We start from the raw sequence: 22,702 nt of genomic DNA, 5'->3' as shown, positions 1-22,702 counted from the left end.
GGCCCGCCGCGTCCCCGCCCCCGCGGTCACCCGGCGGTCAGGTCCGGTCGGACGAGGGTGCCGGAGCGGCCGTGGACGATCTCGTACGCCGCGTCGAGCGCGCCGATCGCGGCCAGGCAGCCGGTGCCCGCCACGAAGCGCGCCGCGGCCTCGGCCTTGGGCCCCATGGTGTCCTCGGCGTAGTGCCCGGCGCGCAGCCCGCTCGGGGTGGCGTCCAGGACGGCCCGCCGGCCGGGGGTGCCGTAGCCGTCGTAGACGTTGGGCACGTCGGTGAGGACGAGCAGGAAGTCGGCGCCGACGTCCTGGGCGAGCCGGGCCGCCGCCAGGTCCTTGTCGACGACGGCCTCGACGCCGTCGAGGACGCCCCCGTCCCCGGTCACGCAGACCCCCCCACCGCCGGAGCAGACCACGAGGGTGCCGCCGCTCAGCAGGTCCCGCACGGTCTCCGTCTCCAGGATCCGCCGGGGCGACGGCCCCGGGACCACACGGCGCCAGCCGCCGCGGCCGTCCTCGGCGATGTGCCAGCCGCGGGTGCGGGCGAAGGCGCGCGCCAGCTCGTGGGGGTAGGACGGGCCCACGGGGGTGGTGGGCCGGGCGAAGGCGGGGTCGTCGGCGCGGACCACGGTGTGGGTGACCAGCGCGGCGATCGGGCGCCCGGGCAGCGCGTCGTGCAGGGCGCGGGCCAGCAGGGAGCCGATCATGCCCTGGGTCTGCGCGGTGAGCAGGTCCAGCGGGTACGGGGCCGAAAGCTCCGGGTCGGTGGTGCTCTCCTCGGCGAGCAGGTCGATCTGCGGTCCGTTGCCGTGGGTGACGACGAGGTCGTGCTCGTGCGCGAGGGGCGCCACGGCGGTCGCCACCCGGACCACGTTCGCCCGCTGGACGTCGCCGTCCGGGCGGTCGCCCCGCAGCAGCAGGGCGTTGCCGCCGAGGGCGATGACGATGCGCATGGGTCTCGGCCCTCCTGGTGCGGGCGGCGGCGCGGTCTCAGGGGTGCGGGACCACCGCCACCGGGGCGGCCACGTGCTGCACGACCTCGGGCACGACGGCTCCGGAGCCGGGGGCCCCGGAGCCGGTCCGGCGGCCCACGACCAGCAGCCCCGCGCCGGCGGCCGCGCGCGCCAGTCCCGCGCCGGCGGGACCCGGGACGACCGCGGTGGTCACGGCGACCGCGGGGTACTTCTCGCACCAGGGCCGCAGGGCCGCCGCGAGGGCGCCCTCCCGGGCCGCGACGACGTCGGTTCCGGGATCCGCACCCTGCTCGGCACCGGGCGCGGAGGCTCCGGGCGGGGGGACGGTGACGGCGTGGACGGCCAGCAGGTCGGCGCCGCGCCGCCGGGCCGCCTCGAAGCCGAAGGCGAGGACGTCGTCGCAGGGGTGCGTGACGTCCAGGCCGAGCACCACTGTGCGGTAGGGGGTCTCGGGGATCTCGTCCGGGGCCACCCCGTCCACGGCCGGCAGGTGCTCGTCGGCCGCGCACCGCCCGGCCCGCACCAGGACGACCGGGCACGGCGAGCGGCCCGCGACCTGCCGGGCCACGGACCCGGTCCCCCATCCCCGGGCCGCCCGGCCGAGACCCAGCGAGCCCAGCACCAGCACGTCCGCCCGTCCGGCCGCCGCGAGCAGCACGGGCACCGGGGCGCCGGTCTCCTCCCGGGCGGCGACCTCCAGCCCGGGATGCGCGGCCCGCACGCTCACCGCGGCCTCGTGCAGCACGCGTGCGGTCCGGCCGCCGCCGTCCGGGGGCGTGTGCGGGGGCGTGTGCGGGGCCGGTCCGGGGACGTCCGGGGAAGACTGCGGGGCCGGTCCGGGGCCGTCGGGCCGAGCGTGGACGAGAACGAGTCCGGCACCCCGGCGCACGGCCTCCTGGGCCGCCCAGTGCGCGGCCGCGAGACCCTCGCGGGAGCCGTCGATTCCGGCGGCGACGCTGCTTAGCATGACCTGCCCCTTCGGGTCGGGGCCCCGTGGGCCCTGCCGTGTTCCGAGCCTGCTGCGGCGGGCGCCGCGTGCCCAGGGGCCGCACAGACCTGCCGGGGGCCCGTTGGTCCCGGTCCGCCGGAGCGGGCGCGGGCGCGGCGGGGCCGACCGGCCCCCCGCCCGGGCCGCCCGGCACCTCCCCGGCTCCGGCCGGCCGGACCGACGCTGGTAGCGGCACAGGCCGGCGAGCCGAGGAGCGCGGCGTCATGGTCCGTTACGTGTACGACTTCACGGAAGGCGGGCGTGACCGGGCCGGCCTGCTGGGGGGCAAGGGTTCGAACCTGGCCGAGATGACGCGGCTCGGGCTGCCCGTCCCGCCGGGTTTCACGCTCACCACGGAGGCGTGCCGGGCGTTCCTCGCCACCGGGGCCGAGCCGGAGGGCATGGCCCGGGAGGTGTCCGCGCACCTGTCGGCGGTGGAGTCCGCGGCCGGGCGGCGGCTCGGGCAGCCGGACGACCCGCTGCTGGTGTCGGTCCGCTCGGGGGCGCGGTTCTCCATGCCCGGCATGATGGAGACGATCCTCGACATCGGCCTGAACGACGACTCCGTGCAGGGCCTGGCGAAGGTGTCGGGAAGCGAGCGCTTCGCCTGGGACTCCTACCGCCGTCTGGTCCAGATGTTCGGCACCACGGTGATGGGGGTGGACCCGAAGCTGTTCGAGCAGGCCCTCGTCCTGCTGAAGGACCTGCGCGGCGCCCCGGACGACGTCCACCTCGACGCCGCGGACCTGGCCCGGCTGGTGGAGTCGTACAAGAACCTGATCCACCTGGAGACCGGCGCGTACTTCCCGCAGTCCCCCGCCGAGCAGCTGCGGCGGGCGGTCCTTGCCGTGTTCCGGTCCTGGAACTCCGAACGGGCGCGGCTGTACCGGCGGCGGGAGCACATCCCCGACGACCTCGGCACCGCGGTCAACGTGCAGCGCATGGTCTTCGGCAACCTCGGCCCGGACTCGGGCAGCGGCGTCGCCTTCACCCGGGACCCCGCCACCGGCCGCCCCGGGCTGTACGGCGACTACCTGCCGAACGCCCAGGGCGAGGACGTCGTCGCCGGCATCCGCAACACCGTCTCCCTGGCCGACCTGGAGCGTCTGGACCCGCAGTCGTACGACCGGCTGCGGACGCACATGGAGACGCTGGAACGGCACTACCGGGACCTGTGCGACATCGAGTTCACCATCGAACGCGGCACGCTGTGGATGCTGCAGACCCGGGTCGGCAAGCGCACCGCCGCGGCCGCCTTCGCGATCGCCGCCGAACTCGCCGACGAGGGGCTGATCACCCCCGACGAGGCGCTGTCCCGGGTGAGCGGCGAGGGCCTGGCCCGGCTGATGTTCCCGCGCTTCGACTCCGCCGCGACCGGCGAGCCGCTCGCCCGCGGGGTCCCGGCCTCGCCGGGCGCCGCCGTCGGGGCGGCCGTCTTCGACTCCGCGGAGGCGGTACGGCGGGCCGCGGCCGGCGAGCCGGTGGTCCTGGTGCGCCGGGAGACCACCCCGGACGACCTGCCCGGTCTGGTGGCCGCGCGGGCGGTGCTGACCAGCCGCGGCGGCAAGACCAGCCACGCGGCCGTGGTCGCCCGCGGCATGGGCACGGTGTGCGTGTGCGGCGCGGAGGACCTCACCGTCGACACCGGGGCGCGGCGGCTGACCACACGGGACGGCACGGTCGTCGAGGAGGGCACGGTGCTGTCGGTGGACGGCTCCGCGGGCACCGTGTACCGGGGCGCGGTGCCCCTGGTCGACTCGGCGGTCATGCGGCATCTGGAACGTGGCGGGGCCGACGGGACCGAAGAGGCGTCGCGGGGCGTGGTGGCCGCCGTGGCACGTGCCCTGGACCGGGCCGACGCGGTCGCCCGGCTGGAGGTGCGGGCCAACGCGGACACGCCCGAGGACGCCGCCCGGGCCCGGCGGTTCGGCGCCCGGGGCATCGGCCTGTGCCGGACCGAGCACATGTTCCTCGGTGAGCGGCGCGCCCTGGTCGAGGACATGATCCTGGCCCGGACGGATGCCGGGCGGACGCGCGCGCTGGAGGCGCTGCTGCCGCTCCAGCGCCGGGACTTCGCCGGAATCCTCGAGGCGATGGACGGGCTGCCGGTGACCATCCGGCTGCTGGACCCGCCGCTGCACGAGTTCCTGCCGGACCGGACCGGGCTGACCGCACGGGCCGCCGCCGCCGAGGCCCGGGGCGAGCGGCCGGACCCGCACGAGGTGGAGCTGCTGGCGGCCGTGAACCGGATGCACGAGGAGAACCCGATGCTGGGCCTGCGGGGCGTGCGCCTGGGCCTGGTGGTGCCGGGGCTGGTCGCCATGCAGGTGCGCGCGGTCGCGGAGGCCGTGGTGGAGCGGGTCCGGGCCGGAGGTGTCCCGCTGGCGGAGCTGATGGTCCCGCTGGTCGGGGACGTGGCCGAACTCCGGCTCGTGCGCGAGGAGGTGGACCGGGTGCTGGCCGAGGTGTCCGAGGAGTCGGGCGTGCCGGTCGACTGCCCCGTCGGCACGATGATCGAGCTGCCGCGGGCGGCGCTCACGGCGGGGCGGATCGCCCGCGAGGCGGAGTTCTTCTCCCTCGGCACCAACGACCTCACCCAGACCACCTGGGGCTTCTCCCGTGACGACGTGGAGGCGGCGTTCTTCTCCGCCTACCTCGACAAGGGCGTCTTCGCCGCGTCCCCGTTCGAGACGCTCGACGAGGAGGGGGTGGGCCGGCTGGTCAGGATCGCCGTCGAGGAGGGCCGCGCCGCCCGCCCCGGCCTGACCGTCGGGGTCTGCGGCGAGCACGGCGGGGATCCGGTGTCGGTGCACTTCTTCCACACCGCCGGGCTGGACTACGTTTCCTGCTCGCCGTTCCGGGTGCCGGTGGCGCGGCTGGAGGCCGGGCGGGCCGCGCTGGCGGACGCCGACACCCCCGACGCGAGCACGTGAGCGGGCCGGACGCCGACACCCCCGACGCGCGTGCACGTGAGCGGGCCGGGGGCCGCCGCCGTCCGGCGCGGCCGGCGTCGACATCGCCACGGATCGGGACGTACAGTACCCCCAGGGGTATGGCGCGAGGAGTGGATGTGGAACTGGATCTCGCCGGTGCGGAGCTGAAGGCCGTGCTGAACCGGCTCAAGCGGGCACAGGGCCAGATCTCCGGGGTGATCCGGATGATCGAGGAGGGCCGGGACTGCGAGGAGGTCGTGACGCAGCTCGCCGCGGCCTCGCGCGCCCTCGACCGGGCGGGCTTCGCCATCATCGCCACCGGCCTGCAGAAGTGCGTCGCCGACATCGAGTCCGGCCGGACGAACGGCACGGACGCGACGGAGATGCGCGCCCGCATGGAGAAGCTCTTCCTGTCGCTGGCCTAGCCGGACCGGTCCGGACCGCGCCGGGCGCAGGTCCGGCCCGGGGCTCGGTCCGGGGGCCGGCTCCGGTTCCGACGGCCTGTCCGCGGCCGTCCTGTCCCTGGCCGGGAGGTCCGTCCCGGGTCGGCCGGCGCAGGCGCCGCGAGCCGTCCCGGCGGGGCCGGACGGTGGGCATCGGGGCGCCGTAGGGCCCTGGAAGGGCGGGGGGCGGTGCGGGACGCTGGAGGCCGGGTCCGCCGACCGGGCGGGAAGCGTGGCCGACGGGACCCGCGGCCGGGCGTCCCGGACGGGAGGTGCGTCATGAGCGGAGCCGCCGCTCCCCCGGCGGACGGCCGTCCCGGCGCCGCACGCGCCCTCCCGTCCTCCTGGCTCGAACCGGCCCTGCTCGCCGTGACGGCCGCCGCGCTCGTCGTGGGCGGGATCCTCCGGCTCCTCGGTGCACCCGGAGCGGCCGACCTGTGCTGGGCCCTGGGCACGATCGCCGCCGTCGGCCCCGCGGTGGGCTGGGTGGTGGGCGCGCTGCGGCACGGCCGCGCGGGCGTGGACCTGATCGCGGTGCTCGCCCTGGCCGGCACGCTCGCGGTGGGCGAGTACCTCGCCGGGGCGCTGATCGCCCTCATGCTCGCCACCGGCCGCACCCTGGAGGCGGCGGCCCGCCGCCGCGCCTCCCACGACCTGCGCGCCCTCCTGGAGCACGCGCCCCGCACCGCCCGCCGCCGCACCGGCGCCGCGGTCCGCACGGTGCCCCTCGCGGAGGTGGCCGTGGGCGACCTGCTGGTCGTGGGCCCGGGCGAGGTCGTCCCCGTCGACGGGCGGATCGAGGACACCCCGGCCGTGTTCGACGAGTCGGTGCTGACGGGGGAGTCCGCGCCGGTGGAGCGGGGGCCCGGGCAGTCCGTGCGCAGCGGCGTGGTCAACGCGGGCGGCGCCTTCGCGCTGCGCGCGACGGCGACCGCGCAGGACAGCACGTACGCGGAGATCGTGCGGCTGGCCCGGCAGGCGGGCGCGGAGTCCGCCCCGGTGGTCCGGCTGGCCGACCGCTACGCGGCCTGGTTCCTGCCGCTCTCCCTGGTCGTCGCGGGCCTGGCCTGGTTGATCGGCGGATCGCCGGTGCGTGCGGTGGCGGTGCTGGTGGTCGCCACGCCGTGCCCGCTGCTGCTGGCCGCCCCGGTAGCGATCGTCGCCGGGCTGTCGCGCGCGTCCCGCCTCGGTGTCGTGGTCCGGGACGGAGGTGCGCTGGAGAACCTGGGCCGGGCCCGGACCCTGCTGCTCGACAAGACGGGCACGCTGACCGGCGGACGTCCGCGCGTGGTGGACGTGGCCGCCGCCCCCGGCTGGACACCGGCCGAGGTCCTGCGCCTGGCGGCCACCGTCGACCAGTTCTCGCCGCACGTCCTGGCACGCGCGATCGTGGACGCGGCCCGGGAGCGCGGCCTGGAGCCGTCCCGCGTCGCGGACGTGGCGGAGGAGCCCGGCCGGGGCGCCCGCGGGGTCGTGGCGGGCCGCAGCACGACCGTCGGACGGCTCGACGGGGACGCCCGCCCCGGGACGTGGGCGCGGGCGGTGCGGACCCGGGCGCTGCTCGACGGTGCCGCCGTCGCCTGGCTCGGCGTCGAGGGGCGGCCCGTGGGCGCGGTCCTGCTGCGCGACCCGGTGCGCACGGACGCGCCACGGACGCTGCGCCGCCTGCGGGCGGCGGGCATGGAGCGGATCGTGATGCTCACCGGGGACCGGCCCGAGCCGGCCCGCGAGGTCGCCGCCGTCCTCGGACTCGACGACGTGCTCGCCGAGCTGGAACCGGCCGGCAAGGCCGCGGCGGTCCGAGCCGAGCGGGAGCGCGCGGTCACGGTGATGGTGGGCGACGGCGTCAACGACGCGCCCGCCCTCGCCGCCGCCGACGTCGGCGTCGCGATGGCGGCACGCGGTTCCACCGCCTCCTCCGAGGCCGCCGACGTCGTCCTGACCACGGACCGGGTGGACCGTCTGGCGGACGCCGTCACGCTGGCCGGTCGGGCGCGCCGCATCGCCGTGCAGAGCGCCCTCGGCGGGATGGCCCTGTCCCTGGCCGCGATGGCGGCGGCGGCCGCGGGCCTGCTGCCGCCCGCGGCGGGCGCGCTGCTCCAGGAGGCCATCGACGTGGCGGTCATCCTGAACGCGCTGCGGGCGCTGCGTGTCGACCGGGCGGCCCGGCCCGCCCTGGAGCCGGAGACGGAGGACCTGATCCACCGCTTCGCCGCCGAGCACGACGATCTGCAGGACGTCCTGGAGGCCGTGCGCGACGCCGCGGCCCGGCTCTCCGACGACGCCGGACCGCAGGCGCTCGACGCGGTGCGCGAGGCCCATCGGCTGCTCACCGAGCGGCTGCTGCCGCACGAGTACGCCGAGGAGCACCAGCTCTACCCGGCGCTGACACCCGCCCTCGGCGGCCCCGAGGCGACCGCGACCATGAGCCGCGCCCACACCGAGATCGAACGCCTGGCCCGGCGCATCGCCACCCACCTGTCCCTCACCGAGGCCGACGGCACGCCGGCACCGGACCAGTTGGAGGACCTGCGCGCCTGCCTGTACGGCCTGCACACGGTGCTGCGGCTGCACTTCAGCCAGGAGGAGGAGAGCTACTTCTCCCTGGCCCCCGCCCGCCGCGACGGGGGCGGACCGGAAGCGTCATGACGGCCGCGGGGCGGCCCCGCGGTCCGGCATCCGGCCGGCGCCGCCACCGCGGCCGGTGAGCCCGGCGAGGGCGGGTGAGGGTGCCGCGAGCCGATGAGTAGGCTGCTGAGCCGCTGTGCCAGATCTGTCATGTCCGGGAAGGCCCCTGTTGAGCACCCCACCGCCGCCGCACCCCGCCCCCCAGCAGACGCCGGGGCCGTACCCGCCGGCTCCAAGGCCCTACGCGCAGAACCCGGGACCGTACGCGCAGGCTCCGGGGCCGTACCCGCCCGGCCCGTACGCCCCGTCCTCGCCGCCCGCCCCGCAGCCGTACGGCGGGCCGCCGCCGGCGGGCGGGCCGATGACGGCCTGTCAGGTGTGCGGGGCGGCGCCAGCCGCGCCCGTGACGGTCCGCGGGCACCAGGGCATGCTGGTGATCATGCGCTTCCTGCGCCGCCGGGGAACGCTCTGCCGCACCTGCGCGCTGGCCACCTTCCGCGACATGCAGGCGGACACCATGGTGGAGGGCTGGTGGGGTCCGCTGTCAGTGTTCATCACGCCCGTCACCCTGCTGATCAACCTCGGCGCCCTGTCCACCGTCAACCGCATCCCCGCGCCGGTCGTGCCCGGCCCGCGACCGCCGCTGAACCCCGGTAAGCCGGTGTTCAGGCGGCCTCAGGGCATCCTGGCCCTGATCCCGCTGTGCCTGGTGGGCCTCGCGTTGCTCGCCGTTCCGCTGCTCATCGTCCTCGGCATGCTGGTCGGCCCGGACGACGGCGGCGACGCCACGACGCCGCTGAAGGCCGGCTCGTGCGTCCGCAACGACGCGACCTGGCCCGACCAGGACCTGAAGCCCGAGGACTGCGGCTCCTCCGACGCCCGCTTCCGCGTCCTGGCGCCGCCGGACGGCTCCTGCGCGTCCGGGGACTACATCGCCTACGCGCAGTACGGCGGGGACGGCGACACGTCCCTGTGCCTGCACCCCCTGAAGAGATAGGGCATCGCCACGCAGCCCCCCGCCGTCGACCACGAGCTCGTCCGGGCCGGCCGAGGTCGCCCGCACCCGCCGCCGGGGCGGCCACCGCACCATGGCGGCCGCCGGACGGGGCGCGGGACGGCCGGATCGTCCCCGCGGTGAACGCCCACCACTTCACCGGCGACCCCTGCGCCGAGCTGGTCCTCATCGGCGCGGCCGCCGCCCAGGGCGCGTACGAGCCGGACACGATCGTGGCTGTGGGCGTCCGCGGTCGGGGCGCCGTCCCTCCGTGCGGCCGGTGCCGCCAGGACCTCCTCGGCCACTTCCCCGCCGTCGAGGCCATCGTCGGGCCGTCGCCGGCGGAACCGGCCGTCCGCGCTCCGTCCCCGGCGCCGACCTGCTGCGCGAGGGCTCCGTCCGGGCCGGCCACCGGCTCGACGCCGCCGGGCGGGAGCCGGTCGCGCCGTCCCCCGTCACGGAGTGACCGCGCTGCCCGGCCGGGCGCCGTAGCCGAGGCGGAGGATCAGCTGCGGGAACTCGCCCGCGCTCAGGGTCTGCCGCATCTGCTCCCGCAGGTGCGGGAGTTCGAGGGGCTGCGTGTGGAAGGCCGTGGCGACGTCGTGCACGGCCGCGGCCAGCACGATGCGTTCGAGGGCCTGTCCCGCCCGCAGCCAGGCGGTGCGGTCGTCCCGGTCGGTGCCCAGCACGGCCACCAGACCGGTACGGGCGGGCCAACGGCGCGGCGGCGTCGGGAACATCCGCGTGAGACCGGCGTAGTCGCCGCCCGCCGGTGCGGGCGGCAGGACGCCGACGACGGCCGTCGCGGTGCCGCGGGCGGGGCGCCGCGCGGCCCAGGGGTCCGGCGCGGCCGCCGCCGGAGCGGTGCGGTGCTCGTCCTCGCCGGCGCGGACGAGTTCGCCCAGGTGCCGTCGGCTGGTGCTGTCGTCCACGAGGTGCAGCCCGGCGCCCTCGCCGTGGGCCTGCTCGCGCAGCGTGTCGACCAGCGGGGGCGGCAGCGGGTCGGCCAGGAACGGCCCGCGCACGGTGTGCCGGCGGCGCACGGCGGCGTAGAGGCGCTGCTCGTCGGCGGTGGGCGGGGCGTAGGCGCCCCAGCCGATGCGGGCGAGGAAGGCCGGGTCGCGCGGGTCGGGGAAGGGCTGGACGGCGGGCCTGAAGCCGAGGTGCCGCATGGCGAGGCGGACGTTGAACAGGGCGGCGGCGCAGCCGATCACCAGTTCCCGGCCGAGAGGCCCGGCGAGCAGCAGCCGGGGGTCGGCCGCCGCGTGGAGTTCGATGCCCCGGTCGCCGTCGGCCACGAAGATCCACGGCCGGGAGCGGTGGACGCTGGGGGCGGTGACGGCCGCGCGCAGCAGGTAGGTGGTGGCGTGGCTGGGGCGTGGACCGGCGACGGACATGGGCGGTGCCGCCTTCTCTCGGGCTTCCTGCCGCCATGGTCGTCCCCCGGCGCGGGTGCGGGCAGGGGCCACACGTCCCGGGGCGGGGCCGAGGGGCCTTCCCTGCCGGCGGGACTGCGGCCCGTGGGCCGCGCTCCCGTGTGCGCCGGTCGCGGGTCATGGCGAGATCCCGGGCCGCGACCCGGCGCCGGGGCCGCCGCCCGCGTGGCCGCACGGGCGGCCCGGAGCACCGGTTCAGCCGGGGTCTGAGGGACCACCCGGGCCGCGGGAGCCACCGGGGGCGCCGGGACCACCGGCGGGGCCCGTGTCTCCGGTGCCGCCGCCCTCTGGGCCGGCGGGCCCGCCGGCACCGCCGGTGGCCCCCGAACTCCAGGAACGCCCGGGCCCACCGGCACCACCGGCGCTCCTGGTGCCGCCGGCACCGCCGGCGCCCCACGCGCCCCACGCGGCCGACGCGCCCTGCACGGCGTCCTCGCGCAGGACGGCCCGGCGGTGCCGGAACTCGTGCTCGTCGATCTCCCCGCGGGCGAACCGCTCGGCCAGCACCTGCTCGGCGCGCGGCGGCCCGGGGGCATGCGGATGTTGCAGGGCGGCGGCGTCCGGCCGCCCGCCGCCGCGGTTCAGGGCGCGGAACAGGAGGACGCCGGCCGCGATCAGCAGGGCCCAGAACAGGACCGTGCCCAGGGACATCGCGAACCAGCCCCAGCCGTACATGCCGTGCGGGCCCCAGTACCTCATCGTGGACCACCTTCCGGTGCGGGCGGCGCGCGGCGCCGCCGTCGGCTGGGCACCGGCGGCGGGCCGGACGGGCCGGTCGACCGAGGTGCCCGCTCCGATCCCCAGCGTCGCGCCGCCCGCACCCCGCGGGCAGGGCCCGTCGGGTCCGCGCCGGGCCCGAACGGCCCCGGCCACCCTGGCCACGGCGCACCACGCGGCGCGGTCACTCCGGCAGCACCAGGCGGCAGGTCTCCCCCGGCTGGACGCAGACCGCGCGGCCGCCGAGCCGTACGTCGATGGGCGAGCGGTCGGAGCGGGGCACCGTGATCTCCATCCGCCCGTGCTCCAGGCGCAGCCGCACCCCCCAGTGGCCCTGGTAGCGGATGGCGAAGCCGTACGACGACAGTTCCGGCACCGGCACCGGGTCGAGCCAGAGGGCGCCCTGGCGGGTCTCCAGGCCGGTCAGGCCGCGCTGGACCAGGTCGAGGGTGCCGGCCATGGCGCCGAGGTGGATGCCCTCGCCCGTCGTGCCGCCCTGCACGTCCGCGATGTCGGCCCGCAGCGCGTCCTGGCAGAACCTCCACGCGTCGGCGCGGCGTGCCCGGCCGAGGATCCAGCCGTGGACGAGTCCGCTGAGGGTGGAGCCGTGGCAGGTGCGGTCCAGGTAGTGGTCCACGGTGCGCAGCCAGGTGTCCTCGTCGACGCGGTAGCCCAGCCGGCGGAAGAGCGCGTGGAGTTCGGCCGGGGCGAAGAGGTAGCCGAGCATGAGGACGTCGGCCTGCTTGGAGGCCCGGTAGCGGTTGACGGTGTCGCCCTCGGCCTCCAGGATCCGGTCCAGGCGGCGGATGTCGCCGTACCGTCCGCGGTAGTCGTCCCAGGCGAGTTCGGCGAGGTCGCCGTAGCCCTCGAACTGGCTGACCACGCCGTCGTGGAAGGGCACGTACAGGGTGCGGGAGACGTCCTCCCACCGCTCCAGTTCGGTGGCGTCGAGGCCGGTGCGCTCGGCGAGTTCGCGCCGCCGCGGCTCGGGCAGGAGGGCCAGCGCCTCCCCCGCGCGGGCGAGCACCCAGGCCGCGGTGACGTTGGTGTAGGTGTTGTCGTCGATGCCGGGGCGCGTGGCGTCCGGGTAGGCGTCGTGGTACTCGTCGGGCCCGACCACGCCCCGGATGCGGTGCCGCCCCGACTCCCCGTCCCAGACCGCCGAGTCCGCCCAGAAGCGGGCGACCTGGAGCAGCATCTCGGCGCCCTTGGTGTGGAGGAACTCGGTGTCGCCGCTGGCCTCGCAGTACTGCCAGACGTTGTACGCCACCGCCGAGCCGACGTGGCGCTGGAGCCGCGAGTTGTCCGGGAGCCAGCGCCCGGAGCGCGGGTTGAGGTGCAGCCGCTGGGTCTCCTCGCGCCCGTCGCTGCCGCTCTGCCAGGGGTACAGCGCGCCGCGCCGGCCGACGGCGCGGGCGGCGGCGCAGGCCCGCTCCAGGCGCCGGTGCCGGTAGTGCAGCAGGGCGCGGGAGACCTCGGGGAAGTGCAGGTTCAGATAGGGCAGGACGAAGAGTTCGTCCCAGAAGACGTGCCCGCGGTAGGCCTCGCCGTGCAGCCCGCGGGCGGGCACGCCGACGTCGAGGTCGGCGGTGTGGGGGGACAGGGTCTGCAGGACGTGGAAGAGGTGCAGCCGCAGGACGCGGCCGGGTTCGCCGGGGACGTCGATGTCGGCGCGCCGCCACAGCAGGTCCCAGGCCGTGCGGTGGCCGCGCAGCAGGGCGTCGAAGCCGGCGGCGGCGGCCACCCGGTCGGTGGCGGCGCGCAGCGGGTCGCTGATGGCGGGGTCGCGCGAGGTGTGCAGGGCGACGGTCTTGTCGACGGTGGCCGGACGGCCCGGCGCCGGGCGGAGGCGCAGGGTCTGGAGCGCCCGGGAGGACGCGTGGCGGGGCTGGACGGCCGCGGCGGCGGTGAGGCGCGCGGCCAGGGCGATCCGGATGTCCGAGGTGCGGGTGCGGCAGCGCAGCCACACGGTGTCCGGCGCGGCGCTGCCGGTGTGCACATGGGTCAGGTGGCGGCCCGCGAGGTCGGCGTAGCGCGGCACGCCGGCGTTGGCGACGCAGCCGTCGAGTGCGGCCTCCACGTCGAGGTCCACGGCGCGGCCCTCGACGGAGAACTCGGTGCGCAGCGCGGCGAGATGGGCGTCGCCCATGTGCACCAGGGATTGCTGACGGACCGTCAGTTCGATGTCTCCGCCGAGCGCGTAGCGGGTGGTGCGCTCCAGCAGGCCCGCGTCCAGGTGCAGCAGTCTCCGGTGCTCCAGGACGGGGGCGGTGTCGGGGGTGAGCCAGTCGCCGCCCACGCGACGGTAGCGCAGCGGAAGCCAGTTGGGCACGTTGACCAGGTCCTCGTTCTCCACGCTGCGGCCCGCGACGTGCGAGGTGAGCCGGTTGTAGCACCCGGCGACGTAGGTGCCGGGGTAGTGCACGGCGTCCGCGGCGCACTCGGGCAGCGCCCCGCGGGTGGCGAAGTACCCGTTGCCGAGCGTGCACAGGGACTCCCGCAGACGCTCGTCCTCGGGGCGGTAGCCGTCGTACTCCCAGGTCGGGCCCGTCATGGCGGCATGGTCCCCCTTCCGGCGGACCGGCCGGGCCCAGGCCGCCGTACGGCGCCGGACCCGGGGCCGCCGCACGGCGCGTGGGGCGGGCGCGGGGCCGGTCGGCTCAGACGCGTTGCGGGACGACCGCCACGGGGCACAGGGCGTGGTGCAGCACGGTGTGGCTGACGCGGCCGAGCTGGAGGCCGAAGTGGCCGACCCGGCGGCGCGCGCCGACGATCACGAGGTCGGCGGCGGCCGAACGCTCCACCAGGATCCGGCGGGCCGGTCCCTCGACCGTGACGGGGCGGATCCGGACCGACGGGTGGTCGGCGCCGGCCTCCCGCAGTGCCTCCGTCAGCAGCGAGGAGGCAGCTTCCTCATGGGCGCGGCCGGGGTCCAGCTCCGCCGCCGCGGGGTCGGACGTCTCCTGCCCCGGGCAGCGCCAGGCGCGGACGACGTCCAGGACGCAGCCGCGCGCCTCGGCCTCGCGGAAGGCGAACCGGACGGCGTCGGTGCTGGCGTCGGGCTCCCCGAGACCCAGCAGGATCCGCTCGTGGGTGCCGGCCAGACCCGCCGGATCGCCGCGCACGACGACGACAGGGCAGTGGGCCCGGCCCGCGACCGCCAGGCCGACGGAGCCGAGCAGCAGTTCCTTCAGCTCGCCGCGGCCACGCGATCCGGTCACCAGGGCGGAGGCGTTGTTGGCCTCGTGCAGGAGCGCGGTGACGGCTTCCTCCGGGACGATGTCGGTGGACGCCTTGACGTCCGGGTTGCGCCGCTGGGCACGGTCGGCGGCGGAGGCCACGATGTGCTCGGCCAGCACCTGCTCCGAGGGGCGGTCGCGGCTGCCGGTGGGCAGGGCCCCCTCGTAGCGCTCCCACAGGGACGCGTAGACCAGGCGCAGCGGCAGTCCGTGCCGGGCGGCCTCGTCCACGGCCCAGTCGACCGCGGTCAGGCTCGGGTCCGATCCGTCGACCCCCACGACCAGGGGCAGATCCATGGCGCCCACCGCCTTCCGTCGCGCTGCCACGCCGTGCGGCAACGATCCCACTGTCGACCGTGGCATCCGGTGCGGGCGGTCACGAGGGGTTGTTCGGCCCCTTCCCGGGACGTTCGGCCCCCTGCTGGGGGCGCGGGCCGGAGCCGACGATGACGGGGTGGCCCGCGGTGCGGGCCGTAGCCGCCCGGAGCGAGGGAGCGGATGGATGCCGCAGGCGCCGCGGATCGTGGTCGTCGGGGTCGGGAACGCCTTCCGCCACGACGACGGGGTGGGCTGGGCCGTGGTGGCCCGCCTCGCGGAGCGGGCGGCGCGCCGGCCGCTGCCGCCGGGCACGGTGCTGGAGACGTCCGACGGGGAGCCGGCCGGGCTGCTGGGGCTGTGGGAGCACGCGGAGCTGGCCGTCGTGGTCGACGCGGCGGTCGCGGAGCCGGCCAGTCCCGGGCGCGTCCACCGTGTCGCGCTGGACGCGGCACGGCGGCCGCCGAGCCCCGGGGCGGCCAGTTCGCACGGCCCGGGCCTCGGAGACGCCGTCGAGCTGTCCCGTGCGCTGGACCGGCTGCCGGGCCGGCTGGTCGTCTTCGCGGTCGAGGGCACCGACCACACCCAGGGCCCGGGCCTGACCCGCCCCGTCGCCGCGCAGGTGGACGCGGTGGCGCGCGACGTGGAGGCCGAGATCCGGCGGTGGCACGCGGCCACCGCATCCGACGGGCAGGACGGGACGGGAGACACGGGCGGCCGCGGGGACGGGGGCGGCGAGGCCGGTTGATCGACCCGCGAGCCCGGGGGGCGCGGTCGGTGACCGGGGTCCGGGGCGGGGCCGTAGGCCCCTGGCGCGCGGGCGGCTGTCGTGATGTCCTGGAAGTGGCGGGAAGGACGGACAGGACAGACGCGGAGAAGCGGCCGGGGGCCGCGCACCGCGCAATCAGGATCCGCGAGAAGCGGGTGGTCCTTCCCGCCGGAACCTGCACCGCCGGGCCGGGCCGGTCAGGCGGAACGGCCGTGTGCCGACGCCCGGCTCCCCCCGTCCCGCAGCGCGCGCCCCGCGCGCACCCGAGGCCGTACGGACCCGGCACCCGCGACGCCCGCCCCGGAGACGACCCCTGTGCGCGCCTCGCCCCGGGGCGGGCGCGGCAGCCGAAGGCCCCGCCGGCGGCCCCGGGCGGCTTGGGCCGAAGGACCCCCCTTCCGGACCGGCCGGCCCGTGGCGGCACGGATGCCGCCGGACGAGGCTGAAGGTGGCAGCGGCCCGGGCCCGCGGCCTGCGGCAGGCCGGGCCCACGGCATTCGGGAGGGCGACGATGACAGGCTCCCGTACGACCGCCGTCCTCGACCGGGACGGCCTGGACGCCCTGGTCGGGACGCTGCGTGCGCTCGGCCGGACGGTCGTCGGACCGACCGTGCGCGACGGTGCCGTCGTACTCGCCGAGCTGTCGTCGGCCGACGAGCTGCCCTTCGGATGGGGCACCCGGGTCGAGGCGGGCCGCTACCGGCTGGAGCCCCGCGCCGACGGTGCCGCCTTCGCACACACCACGGGCCCGCACTCCTGGAAGGCGTTCCTGCACCCGCAGCGGGAGCGGCTGTGGAGCGCGGACCGCACGGCCGACGGCGGCCTGTCCTACACGGAGGAGGACGCCCCGCAGCCGTCGTACGCCTTCCTGGGGGTGCGCGCGTGCGACCTGCGGGCCATCGCGATCCAGGACCGGGTGCTGACCGGCGGCCGCTACGAGGACCGTGGGTACCGGGAGCGCCGGACCGGCGCGTTCCTGGTCGCCGCCGAGTGCACCGAGCCCGGCGGCACCTGCTTCTGCGCCTCCATGGGCAGCGGACCGGCCGCGGAGGCGGGCTTCGACCTGGCGCTGACCGAGCTGCTCGACGCGGACGGCCACCGCTTCGTGGTGCGCACCGGCAGCGACGCCGGGGAGGACGTCCTCGCCCGCCTCCCGCACCGGGCGGCGGACCCCCGGGCCGACACCGCCGCGGCCCGGGACGCCGTGGCGGGGGCCCGGGAGCGGATGGGCCGGGCCATGCCCCCGGTGGACCTCCAGGCGCTGATGGGCGCGAGCCTGGAGGCCGAGCGCTGGGACGACGTGGCCGCACGCTGCCTGACCTGCGGCAACTGCACGATGGTGTGCCCGACGTGCTTCTGCACGACCACGGAGGAGGTCACCGACCTCACCGGTGACCACGCCGAGCGGTGGCAGCGCTGGGACTCGTGCTTCGACCTCGACTTCACCCATCTGCCCGGCGGCCCGGTCCGCGCGTCCGCGCGCAGCCGCTACCGCCAGTGGCTCACCCACAAACTCTCCACCTGGTACGAGCAGTTCGGCAGCTCCGGGTGCGTGGGATGCGGGCGCTGCATCACCTGGTGCCCGGTCGCCATCGACATCACCGAGGAAGCCGCGGCACTGCACGACGAACTCGCCGACCGGCTGCGGCGGCAGGAGCGAACGGAGCAGGAGCGATGACGTCCACCACCACTCTCGCCGCGGCCCTCCCGGCCGAGCACCGCGCGCGGCTGCTGGAGGCCGCCCACGAGGTGTCCTTCCCGGTGGGCAGCCGCCTGTTCGAGGAGGGCCGCCACGCCGACCGGTTCTGGATCGTGCGCAGCGGCACCGTCACCCTCGACCTGCACATCCCGGGCCGGCGCGCCGCGGTCATCGAGTCCCTGGGCCACGGCGAACTCGTCGGCTGGTCCTGGCACTTCCCCCCGTACGTGTGGCAGCTGGGCGCGGAGGCGACGAGCCCGGTGCGGGCCTGGGAGTTCGACGCCCGCACGGTGCGGGCGATGTGCGCGGACGACGCGGAGTTCGGCCGCGCGGTGGCGGTCTGGGTCGGCCGGGTGGTCGCGCACCGGCTGCACTCCGCCCGGATCCGCCTGCTGGACCTGTACGCCCCCTACGGCAGCGGGAGCCGGAGATGACCTGCGCGCCGGTGCCGTACCGGGTGGTGCGGGCGCGTACGGAGACGGCCGACACGGTCAGCCTCACCGTGGCGCCGGCCGGCCCGTCCGGGCTGCCACCGTTCGCGCCGGGGCAGTTCGCCATGGTGCACGCCTTCGGGGCCGGCGAGATCCCCCTGTCCACGTCGTGCATCGACGGACCCGAACTGACGCACACCGTCCGTGCGGTGGGGGCCGTGTCCGCCGCGCTGTGCCGGCTGCGCACCGGCGACCGGGTCGGGATGCGCGGCCCGTTCGGCACCGGCTGGGAGGTGGACCGGGCGGTGGGCGGGGACCTGCTGGTGGTGGCGGGCGGGATCGGGCTCGCCCCGCTGCTGCCGGTCGTGGACGCCGCGCGTGCGGCGCCGCACGCCTACGGCCGGCTGAACCTCCTCGTCGGCGCGCGAGCTCCGGCCGACCTGCTCCACGCGCACCGGCTGTGCACCTGGGCCACGTCCCCGGGACCGCCGCACTGCCTGGTCACCGTCGACCGGCCGGCCCCCGGGTGGCGGGGGCGTGTCGGCGTCGTCACCAGTCTGCTCAACGGCGCGCGTTTCGACCCCGGGAACACCACGGCGTTCGTGTGCGGACCCGAGGTGATGATCCGCGCCCTGGCCCGGGACCTCGTGCACCGCGGCCTGCCGCCGCACCGGGTGCGGGTGTCCCTGGAGCGCACCATGCACTGCGGGACCGGGCACTGCGGCCACTGCCAGCTCGGCGGGGTGCTGCTGTGCCGCGACGGCCCCGTCACCGGCTGGGACCGGGCGGCCCCGCTGCTGTCCGTACGGGAGTTGTGAGATGACCGCGCCGACTCCCCCGCCGTCGGGCACCCCCACGCTCGCGGTGTTCAAGCTGGCGTCCTGCGACGGCTGCCAGCTCACGCTGCTGGACTGCGAGGACGAACTCCTCGCCCTGACCGGGCGGGTGCACGTCGCGCACTTCCTGGAGGCGTCCAGCGCGGTGGAGCCCGGCCCCTACGACCTGGCCCTGGTGGAGGGTTCGGTCAGCACCCCCGACGACGCGCGGCGCATCCGGGACATCCGGGCCCGGTCCCGGTTCCTGGTGACCATCGGTGCGTGCGCCACCGCGGGCGGCATCCAGGCGCTGCGCAACTTCGCCGACGTGGAGGAGTTCACCCGGGCCGTGTACGCCCGCCCCGAGTACATCGACACCCTGGCCACCTCGACGGCCGTCGCGGACCATGTGGACGTCGACTTCGAACTCCGCGGCTGCCCCATCGACCGCCGCCAGCTCATCGAGGTGATCACCGCCTTCCTGGCCGGGCGCCGCCCCGACGTCCCCGACCACAGCGTGTGCTTCGCCTGCAAGCGCCGCGGCATCGTGTGCGTGACGGTCGCGCACGGCACCCCCTGCCTCGGGCCGGTCACGCACGCCGGCTGCGGCGCCCTCTGCCCGGCGTACGGCCGCGGCTGCTACGGCTGCTTCGGGCCGTCGGGGTCGCCCAACCTGCGCGCGATGATCCCGCTGCTGCACCGCGACGGCATGGACGACCGGGACGTCGAACGCCTGCTGCGCACCTTCAACGCGGCCGCGTTCGACAGGGAACTGCCGCGGGACGGGGAGGAGCCATGACCCACCGCGGTTCCCGTGTCCTGCGTGTCGCCTCGCTCGCCCGGGTCGAGGGCGAGGGCGCGCTGCACCTGCGGGTGGCCGGGGACCGGGTCGAGGAGGCGCGGCTGCGGATCTACGAACCGCCGCGGTTCTTCGAGGCGTTCCTGCGCGGACGGGCCCACACCGAGCCGCCGGACATCACGGCCCGGGTGTGCGGGATCTGCCCGGTGGCCTACCAGATGAGCGCCTGCCGGGCCGTGGAGGACGCCTGCGGGATCGAGGTCGGCGCGCCGATCCGGGACCTGCGGCGGCTGCTGTACTGCGGGGAGTGGATCGAGAGCCACGCCCTGCACATCCACCTCCTGCACGCCCCCGACTTCCTCGGCTGCGCCGGCGCCGTCGAGCTGGCGCGCACCGAACGCAGCGCCGTGGAGCGGGGGTTGCGGCTGAAGCAGGCCGGGAACGCCCTGATGGAGCAGCTCGGCGGCCGCGCCGTGCACCCCGTCAACGTCCGTCTCGGCGGCTTCCACCGGGCCCCTGCGCGGGATGAACTGCGGCCGCTGGCCGAGCGGTTGCGGCAGGCCGCCGACGACGCCTGGGAGACCGTGCGCTGGGTGGCCTCGTTCGACTTCCCGGACACCTCGGTCGACGCCGACCTGCTGGCCCTGGCCCGGCCGGACACGTACGCCGTGGACGCGGGCACGCCCACCGTGCTGCGCGCCGACGGCGGCACCGGCTCCTTCCCGGTGCGGGACTTCCCCGAACGGGTCCGCGAGGAGCAGGTGCCGCACTCCACCGCACGGCACGCGCGGCTGGACGGACGTCGTCATCTCACCGGCCCGCTCGCACGGTTCGCGGTGGGCGGCAGCCGGCTGTCGCCCACCGCGCGGGAGGCGGCCCGCGCGGCCGGACTCGGCGACCCGGCCGAGGGCGCCGTGTGCCGCAACCCGTACCGCTCGATCCTGGTACGGGCGGTGGAGGTGGTGTACGCGGTCGACGAGGCGCTGCGCCTGATCGCCGCGTACGAGCCCCCGCCCCGCCCCTTCGTCGACGTCCCGCCGGTCGCCGCCACCGGCCACGGCGCCACGGAGGCTCCGCGGGGCCTGCTCTACCACCGCTACCGGCTGGACGCGGAGGGCACCGTCACCGACGCCCGCATCGTGCCGCCCACCGCGCAGAACCAGGGCGCCATCGAGGACGACCTGCTGCGGGCCGCGCAGGCGGCGCTCTCCGGGCGGGGAGCCGGGCGGGCGGAGGAGGTGGGCGACGAGGAACTGACGCTGCTGTGCGAGCGGACCATCCGCAACCACGACCCCTGCATCTCCTGCTCCACCCACTTCCTCGACCTCACCGTCGACCGGATCCGACCCCCCGAGGAGTAGCCATGCACGCCACCCCGCACATCGTCAGCGACGTCATGACGCACACCGTCGTGGCCGTGGGCCGCGACGCGCCGTTCAAGGACGTCGTCCACCTCATGGGGCAGTGGAAGGTCAGCGCGCTCCCGGTGCTGGAGGGGGAGGGACGCGTGATCGGCGTCGTGTCCGAGGCCGATCTGCTGCCGAAGGAGGAGTTCCGGGACAGCGATCCCGACCGGTTCACCCAGCTGCGCCGGCTGGCGGACCTCGCCAAGGCGGGCGCGCTCACCGCGGGCGAGCTGATGAGCACCCCGGCGGTGACCGTCCACCCGGACGCCACCCTCGCCGAGGCGGCCCGCATCATGGCGCAGCGGAAGGTGAAGCGGCTTCCCGTGGTCAACGACGAGGGGATGCTCGACGGGGTGGTCAGCCGGGGCGACCTGCTGAAGGTCTTCCTGCGCACCGACGACGACATCGCCGACGAGGTCCGCCGGGAGGTCGTCTCGTACCTCTTCCCGGTCCCGGTCGAGCCGATCCGTGTCGAGGTCTCCGACGGGGTGGTCACGCTCACCGGCCACGTCCGCGACACGTCCCTGGTCCCGGTCGCGGCCCGTCTGGTGCGGGCCGTGGAGGGCGTGGTGGACGTCGAGTGCCACCTCACCACGGACTCGGCGGTGAGCGAGCCGCTGTGACGGCCGGCAGCCCGGCGCCCCGGCGCGCGCCGGGCCGTAACTCACCCCGGTGAAGGGGGACATCCCACGCCGGGCCGGGTGATGGCCCTCGCCGGCCGGGGTGGTGGCTCACGGCGGGGTGCGGCTCACGACGGGGTCGCGGCGTTCACGCGGTGCTGCCCGGCCTCCCCCGCGGTCCCGGGGAAGCGGCGCCCGTGGTCAGGTCGGGTTCGAGGACGGGGCGGCGACGTGGTCCGGCGAGCGCGCAGCGTACGTCCACCACGCCCTCGACGGAGCGCACCAGCCGTACGGCGAGCGGGATCAGGGACGGGTCGGCGACCCGGCCGCCGAGCGTGACCACGCCCTCCCGCACGTCCACGCGGACCCCGTCCAGCGGCACGGGGAAGCGGGCGGCGGCGATCTCGTGACGGATCTCGTCAGCGATGTCCTCGTCGCTCCGCAGGAAGATCCGGAGCAGGTCGGAGCGGCTGACGATGCCCTTGAGGGCGCCGTCGTCGTCCACCACGGGGAGCCGTTTGACCTGGTGGCGGGCCATGACGGCGGCGGCCCGGGCGAGGGTGGCGTCGGCGTGGACGGTCACGGCGGGGCGGGTCATGAGCTCCTCGGCGGTCACCGCGCCGGCCTTCGCCCGGCCGGTCGGAGGCGGTTCCCCGGCGCGCGCGTCCGGGTCGGTGACGCGGAACTCCTCCTTGCGCAGCAGGTCCGCCTCGGAGACGACGCCGAGGACTCGGCCGCGGCCGTCCAGCACGGGCATCGCGCTGACCCCCCACTGCTCCATGGTCCGGACGATCTCCTTGAAGGCCGCCCCGCGGGCCAGGGCGACGACGGTACTCGTCATGACGTCGTTCACGGTGTAGCGAGAGCCCTGCATGGCGACCTCCAGCGCGGCCCGATCCCTCACGTGTCCTCTTTCCGGTTTCCGGCGTCCCCTCCGGCGTCGGCCACGGCGCCGCCCGCGGGCAGCGGCCGAAGGGCCCCGGCCGGGGCGTGGGCCGGCCCGCGGACGCGCCGTTCACGGCCACCGGGCGGCGGCGGGACGGAGCGTGCCGCCGACGAGTTCGCGGCCGGTGACCAGCTCCGGCTCGATCCGCACGAACACCTCCCGGGGCGCGGGCACCCAGGATCGGGGGCCGCTGCGCGTGAGGCGCTCGTGCTCCGCCGCGTCGGTGACGACGGACGCGGCCCCGGTGACGACGACGCTCCAGCCCGCCCGGGTGGCCGCGTCCATCTCGTCGGCCTCGAAGGCGACGACGGCACCGTCGATCGCACGGACCAGTTCCGAGGACGCCGACGTGCGCAGCACCACGGCGCCGTCCCCGTCCAGGCTGAAGTTGACCGGCAGCACCGCGGGCAGGGCGTGCCGGGTGTGGACGATGCGGCCCACGGGCGCGCTCGCGAGCAGATGCAGGCACTCCGGGCGCTGCAGTTCGCGGAATCCGTCGTTGGCGTACATCGGCCGGCTCGTCTCTCACCCGGTGGTGCGGTCTGGTGGTGTGGTG

At 76.7% G+C, this 22,702-nt stretch carries 19 protein-coding genes and 1 pseudogene; 12 read left to right on the top strand and 8 right to left on the bottom strand.

The annotated features are described in order from the left end of the window. Window positions 1-26 precede the first annotated feature (26 nt). The gene (locus P3H78_RS10935) at window positions 27-947 is read right to left on the bottom strand and encodes an amino acid kinase family protein (protein ID WP_276108680.1); all 921 of its coding nucleotides are present in this window, start codon (window positions 945-947) and stop codon (window positions 27-29) included. A gap of 37 nt (window positions 948-984) precedes the next feature. Next, window positions 985-1,935, bottom strand: coding sequence for a universal stress protein (locus P3H78_RS10930; protein WP_276108679.1), 951 nt, complete (start codon window positions 1,933-1,935; stop codon window positions 985-987). A 245-nt stretch (window positions 1,936-2,180) separates the two neighbouring features. On the opposite strand from P3H78_RS10930, the gene ppdK reads away from it, so the two are divergent. From ppdK to P3H78_RS10905, 5 genes and pseudogenes are all read left to right on the top strand, one after another. Continuing rightward, window positions 2,181-4,889: a pyruvate, phosphate dikinase gene (ppdK, locus tag P3H78_RS10925; RefSeq protein ID WP_276108678.1), complete on the top strand. Its 2,709-nt coding sequence runs from the start codon at window positions 2,181-2,183 to the stop codon at window positions 4,887-4,889. A gap of 137 nt (window positions 4,890-5,026) precedes the next feature. Further along, window positions 5,027-5,314, top strand: coding sequence for a metal-sensitive transcriptional regulator (locus tag P3H78_RS10920; RefSeq protein WP_276108677.1), 288 nt, complete (start codon window positions 5,027-5,029; stop codon window positions 5,312-5,314). A gap of 297 nt (window positions 5,315-5,611) precedes the next feature. Then, window positions 5,612-7,981: a heavy metal translocating P-type ATPase gene (locus P3H78_RS10915; protein WP_276108676.1), complete on the top strand. Its 2,370-nt coding sequence runs from the start codon at window positions 5,612-5,614 to the stop codon at window positions 7,979-7,981. 382 nt (window positions 7,982-8,363) lie between these two features. Next, a complete protein-coding gene (locus P3H78_RS10910) occupies window positions 8,364-8,957 on the top strand; it encodes an LppU/SCO3897 family protein (RefSeq protein WP_276108675.1) in 594 nt (197 codons plus the stop codon). Between the two features lie 3 nt (window positions 8,958-8,960). Beyond that, window positions 8,961-9,420 (top strand): annotated as a pseudogene (locus P3H78_RS10905) (cytidine deaminase). Here the strand turns inward: P3H78_RS10905 and P3H78_RS10900 are convergent. The 4 genes from P3H78_RS10900 to P3H78_RS10885 all read right to left on the bottom strand — a co-directional run bounded on the left by P3H78_RS10900 (window position 9,410) and on the right by P3H78_RS10885 (window position 14,643). Beyond that, complete coding sequence (locus P3H78_RS10900; protein ID WP_276108674.1) at window positions 9,410-10,351, bottom strand: Acg family FMN-binding oxidoreductase; 942 nt, start codon at window positions 10,349-10,351, stop codon at window positions 9,410-9,412. The pseudogene P3H78_RS10905 and the gene P3H78_RS10900 sit on opposite strands and share 11 nt — an antisense overlap. A 234-nt stretch (window positions 10,352-10,585) precedes the next feature. Next, window positions 10,586-11,089, bottom strand: coding sequence for an SHOCT domain-containing protein (locus tag P3H78_RS33300; RefSeq protein WP_313884396.1), 504 nt, complete (start codon window positions 11,087-11,089; stop codon window positions 10,586-10,588). A gap of 202 nt (window positions 11,090-11,291) precedes the next feature. Continuing rightward, a complete protein-coding gene (locus P3H78_RS10890; protein WP_276108673.1) occupies window positions 11,292-13,661 on the bottom strand; it encodes a glycoside hydrolase family 65 protein in 2,370 nt (789 codons plus the stop codon). A gap of 106 nt (window positions 13,662-13,767) precedes the next feature. After that, window positions 13,768-14,643 (bottom strand): universal stress protein, encoded by an 876-nt coding sequence (locus P3H78_RS10885; RefSeq protein ID WP_276108672.1) that lies wholly within the window; start codon window positions 14,641-14,643, stop codon window positions 13,768-13,770. A gap of 205 nt (window positions 14,644-14,848) precedes the next feature. On the opposite strand from P3H78_RS10885, the gene P3H78_RS10880 reads away from it, so the two are divergent. The 7 genes from P3H78_RS10880 to P3H78_RS10850 all read left to right on the top strand — a co-directional run bounded on the left by P3H78_RS10880 (window position 14,849) and on the right by P3H78_RS10850 (window position 21,203). After that, window positions 14,849-15,409 carry a hydrogenase maturation protease gene (locus P3H78_RS10880; protein WP_276108671.1) on the top strand — a complete coding sequence of 187 codons (561 nt, stop codon included), beginning with the start codon at window positions 14,849-14,851 and terminating at the stop codon, window positions 15,407-15,409. Between the two features lie 532 nt (window positions 15,410-15,941). Then, entirely contained in the window at window positions 15,942-17,108 is a 1,167-nt protein-coding gene (locus P3H78_RS10875) for a 4Fe-4S dicluster domain-containing protein (RefSeq protein ID WP_276108670.1), read from the top strand. Further along, window positions 17,105-17,563: a cyclic nucleotide-binding domain-containing protein gene (locus P3H78_RS10870; RefSeq protein WP_276108669.1), complete on the top strand. Its 459-nt coding sequence runs from the start codon at window positions 17,105-17,107 to the stop codon at window positions 17,561-17,563. The genes P3H78_RS10875 and P3H78_RS10870 overlap by 4 nt, the downstream gene beginning before the upstream one ends. After that, a complete protein-coding gene (locus P3H78_RS10865) occupies window positions 17,560-18,378 on the top strand; it encodes an FAD/NAD(P)-binding protein (protein ID WP_276108668.1) in 819 nt (272 codons plus the stop codon). The genes P3H78_RS10870 and P3H78_RS10865 overlap by 4 nt, the downstream gene beginning before the upstream one ends. Before the next feature lies 1 nt (window position 18,379). After that, window positions 18,380-19,174 (top strand): NADH-quinone oxidoreductase subunit B family protein, encoded by a 795-nt coding sequence (locus P3H78_RS10860; protein ID WP_276108667.1) that lies wholly within the window; start codon window positions 18,380-18,382, stop codon window positions 19,172-19,174. Continuing rightward, the gene (locus P3H78_RS10855; RefSeq protein ID WP_276108666.1) at window positions 19,171-20,535 is read left to right on the top strand and encodes a Ni/Fe hydrogenase subunit alpha; all 1,365 of its coding nucleotides are present in this window, start codon (window positions 19,171-19,173) and stop codon (window positions 20,533-20,535) included. Before P3H78_RS10860 ends, P3H78_RS10855 begins: the two co-directional genes overlap by 4 nt. Before the next feature lie 2 nt (window positions 20,536-20,537). Further along, the gene (locus P3H78_RS10850; protein ID WP_276108665.1) at window positions 20,538-21,203 is read left to right on the top strand and encodes a CBS domain-containing protein; all 666 of its coding nucleotides are present in this window, start codon (window positions 20,538-20,540) and stop codon (window positions 21,201-21,203) included. 145 nt (window positions 21,204-21,348) lie between these two features. Here the strand turns inward: P3H78_RS10850 and P3H78_RS10845 are convergent, their stop codons facing one another. After that, on the bottom strand, window positions 21,349-22,074 hold the full coding sequence (locus tag P3H78_RS10845; RefSeq protein WP_276108799.1) for a CBS domain-containing protein: 726 nt from the start codon (window positions 22,072-22,074) through the stop codon (window positions 21,349-21,351). 141 nt (window positions 22,075-22,215) lie between these two features. Continuing rightward, window positions 22,216-22,656, bottom strand: coding sequence for a pyridoxamine 5'-phosphate oxidase family protein (locus tag P3H78_RS10840; protein WP_276108664.1), 441 nt, complete (start codon window positions 22,654-22,656; stop codon window positions 22,216-22,218). Window positions 22,657-22,702: the final 46 nt, after the last annotated feature.

It is taken from the genome of Streptomyces tropicalis (assembly GCF_029269835.1).
In the GTDB taxonomy this organism is placed as follows: domain Bacteria; phylum Actinomycetota; class Actinomycetes; order Streptomycetales; family Streptomycetaceae; genus Streptomyces; species Streptomyces tropicalis.
The sequence above is the reverse complement of the archived record's forward strand: the minus strand, read 5'-3'. Positions and strand labels throughout refer to the sequence as shown.

Coding starts and splice junctions, on each gene's coding strand:
- P3H78_RS10935 (WP_276108680.1), bottom strand. CDS start 947: ATGCGCATCGTCATCGCCCTCGGCGGCAACGCCCTGCTGCTGCGGGGC.
- P3H78_RS10930 (WP_276108679.1), bottom strand. CDS start 1,935: ATGCTAAGCAGCGTCGCCGCCGGAATCGACGGCTCCCGCGAGGGTCTC.
- ppdK (WP_276108678.1), top strand. CDS start 2,181: ATGGTCCGTTACGTGTACGACTTCACGGAAGGCGGGCGTGACCGGGCC.
- P3H78_RS10915 (WP_276108676.1), top strand. CDS start 5,612: ATGAGCGGAGCCGCCGCTCCCCCGGCGGACGGCCGTCCCGGCGCCGCA.
- P3H78_RS10900 (WP_276108674.1), bottom strand. CDS start 10,351: ATGTCCGTCGCCGGTCCACGCCCCAGCCACGCCACCACCTACCTGCTG.
- P3H78_RS33300 (WP_313884396.1), bottom strand. CDS start 11,089: ATGAGGTACTGGGGCCCGCACGGCATGTACGGCTGGGGCTGGTTCGCG.
- P3H78_RS10890 (WP_276108673.1), bottom strand. CDS start 13,661: ATGACGGGCCCGACCTGGGAGTACGACGGCTACCGCCCCGAGGACGAG.
- P3H78_RS10885 (WP_276108672.1), bottom strand. CDS start 14,643: ATGGATCTGCCCCTGGTCGTGGGGGTCGACGGATCGGACCCGAGCCTG.
- P3H78_RS10880 (WP_276108671.1), top strand. CDS start 14,849: ATGCCGCAGGCGCCGCGGATCGTGGTCGTCGGGGTCGGGAACGCCTTC.
- P3H78_RS10875 (WP_276108670.1), top strand. CDS start 15,942: ATGACAGGCTCCCGTACGACCGCCGTCCTCGACCGGGACGGCCTGGAC.
- P3H78_RS10870 (WP_276108669.1), top strand. CDS start 17,105: ATGACGTCCACCACCACTCTCGCCGCGGCCCTCCCGGCCGAGCACCGC.
- P3H78_RS10865 (WP_276108668.1), top strand. CDS start 17,560: ATGACCTGCGCGCCGGTGCCGTACCGGGTGGTGCGGGCGCGTACGGAG.
- P3H78_RS10860 (WP_276108667.1), top strand. CDS start 18,380: ATGACCGCGCCGACTCCCCCGCCGTCGGGCACCCCCACGCTCGCGGTG.
- P3H78_RS10855 (WP_276108666.1), top strand. CDS start 19,171: ATGACCCACCGCGGTTCCCGTGTCCTGCGTGTCGCCTCGCTCGCCCGG.
- P3H78_RS10850 (WP_276108665.1), top strand. CDS start 20,538: ATGCACGCCACCCCGCACATCGTCAGCGACGTCATGACGCACACCGTC.
- P3H78_RS10845 (WP_276108799.1), bottom strand. CDS start 22,074: ATGCAGGGCTCTCGCTACACCGTGAACGACGTCATGACGAGTACCGTC.
- P3H78_RS10840 (WP_276108664.1), bottom strand. CDS start 22,656: ATGTACGCCAACGACGGATTCCGCGAACTGCAGCGCCCGGAGTGCCTG.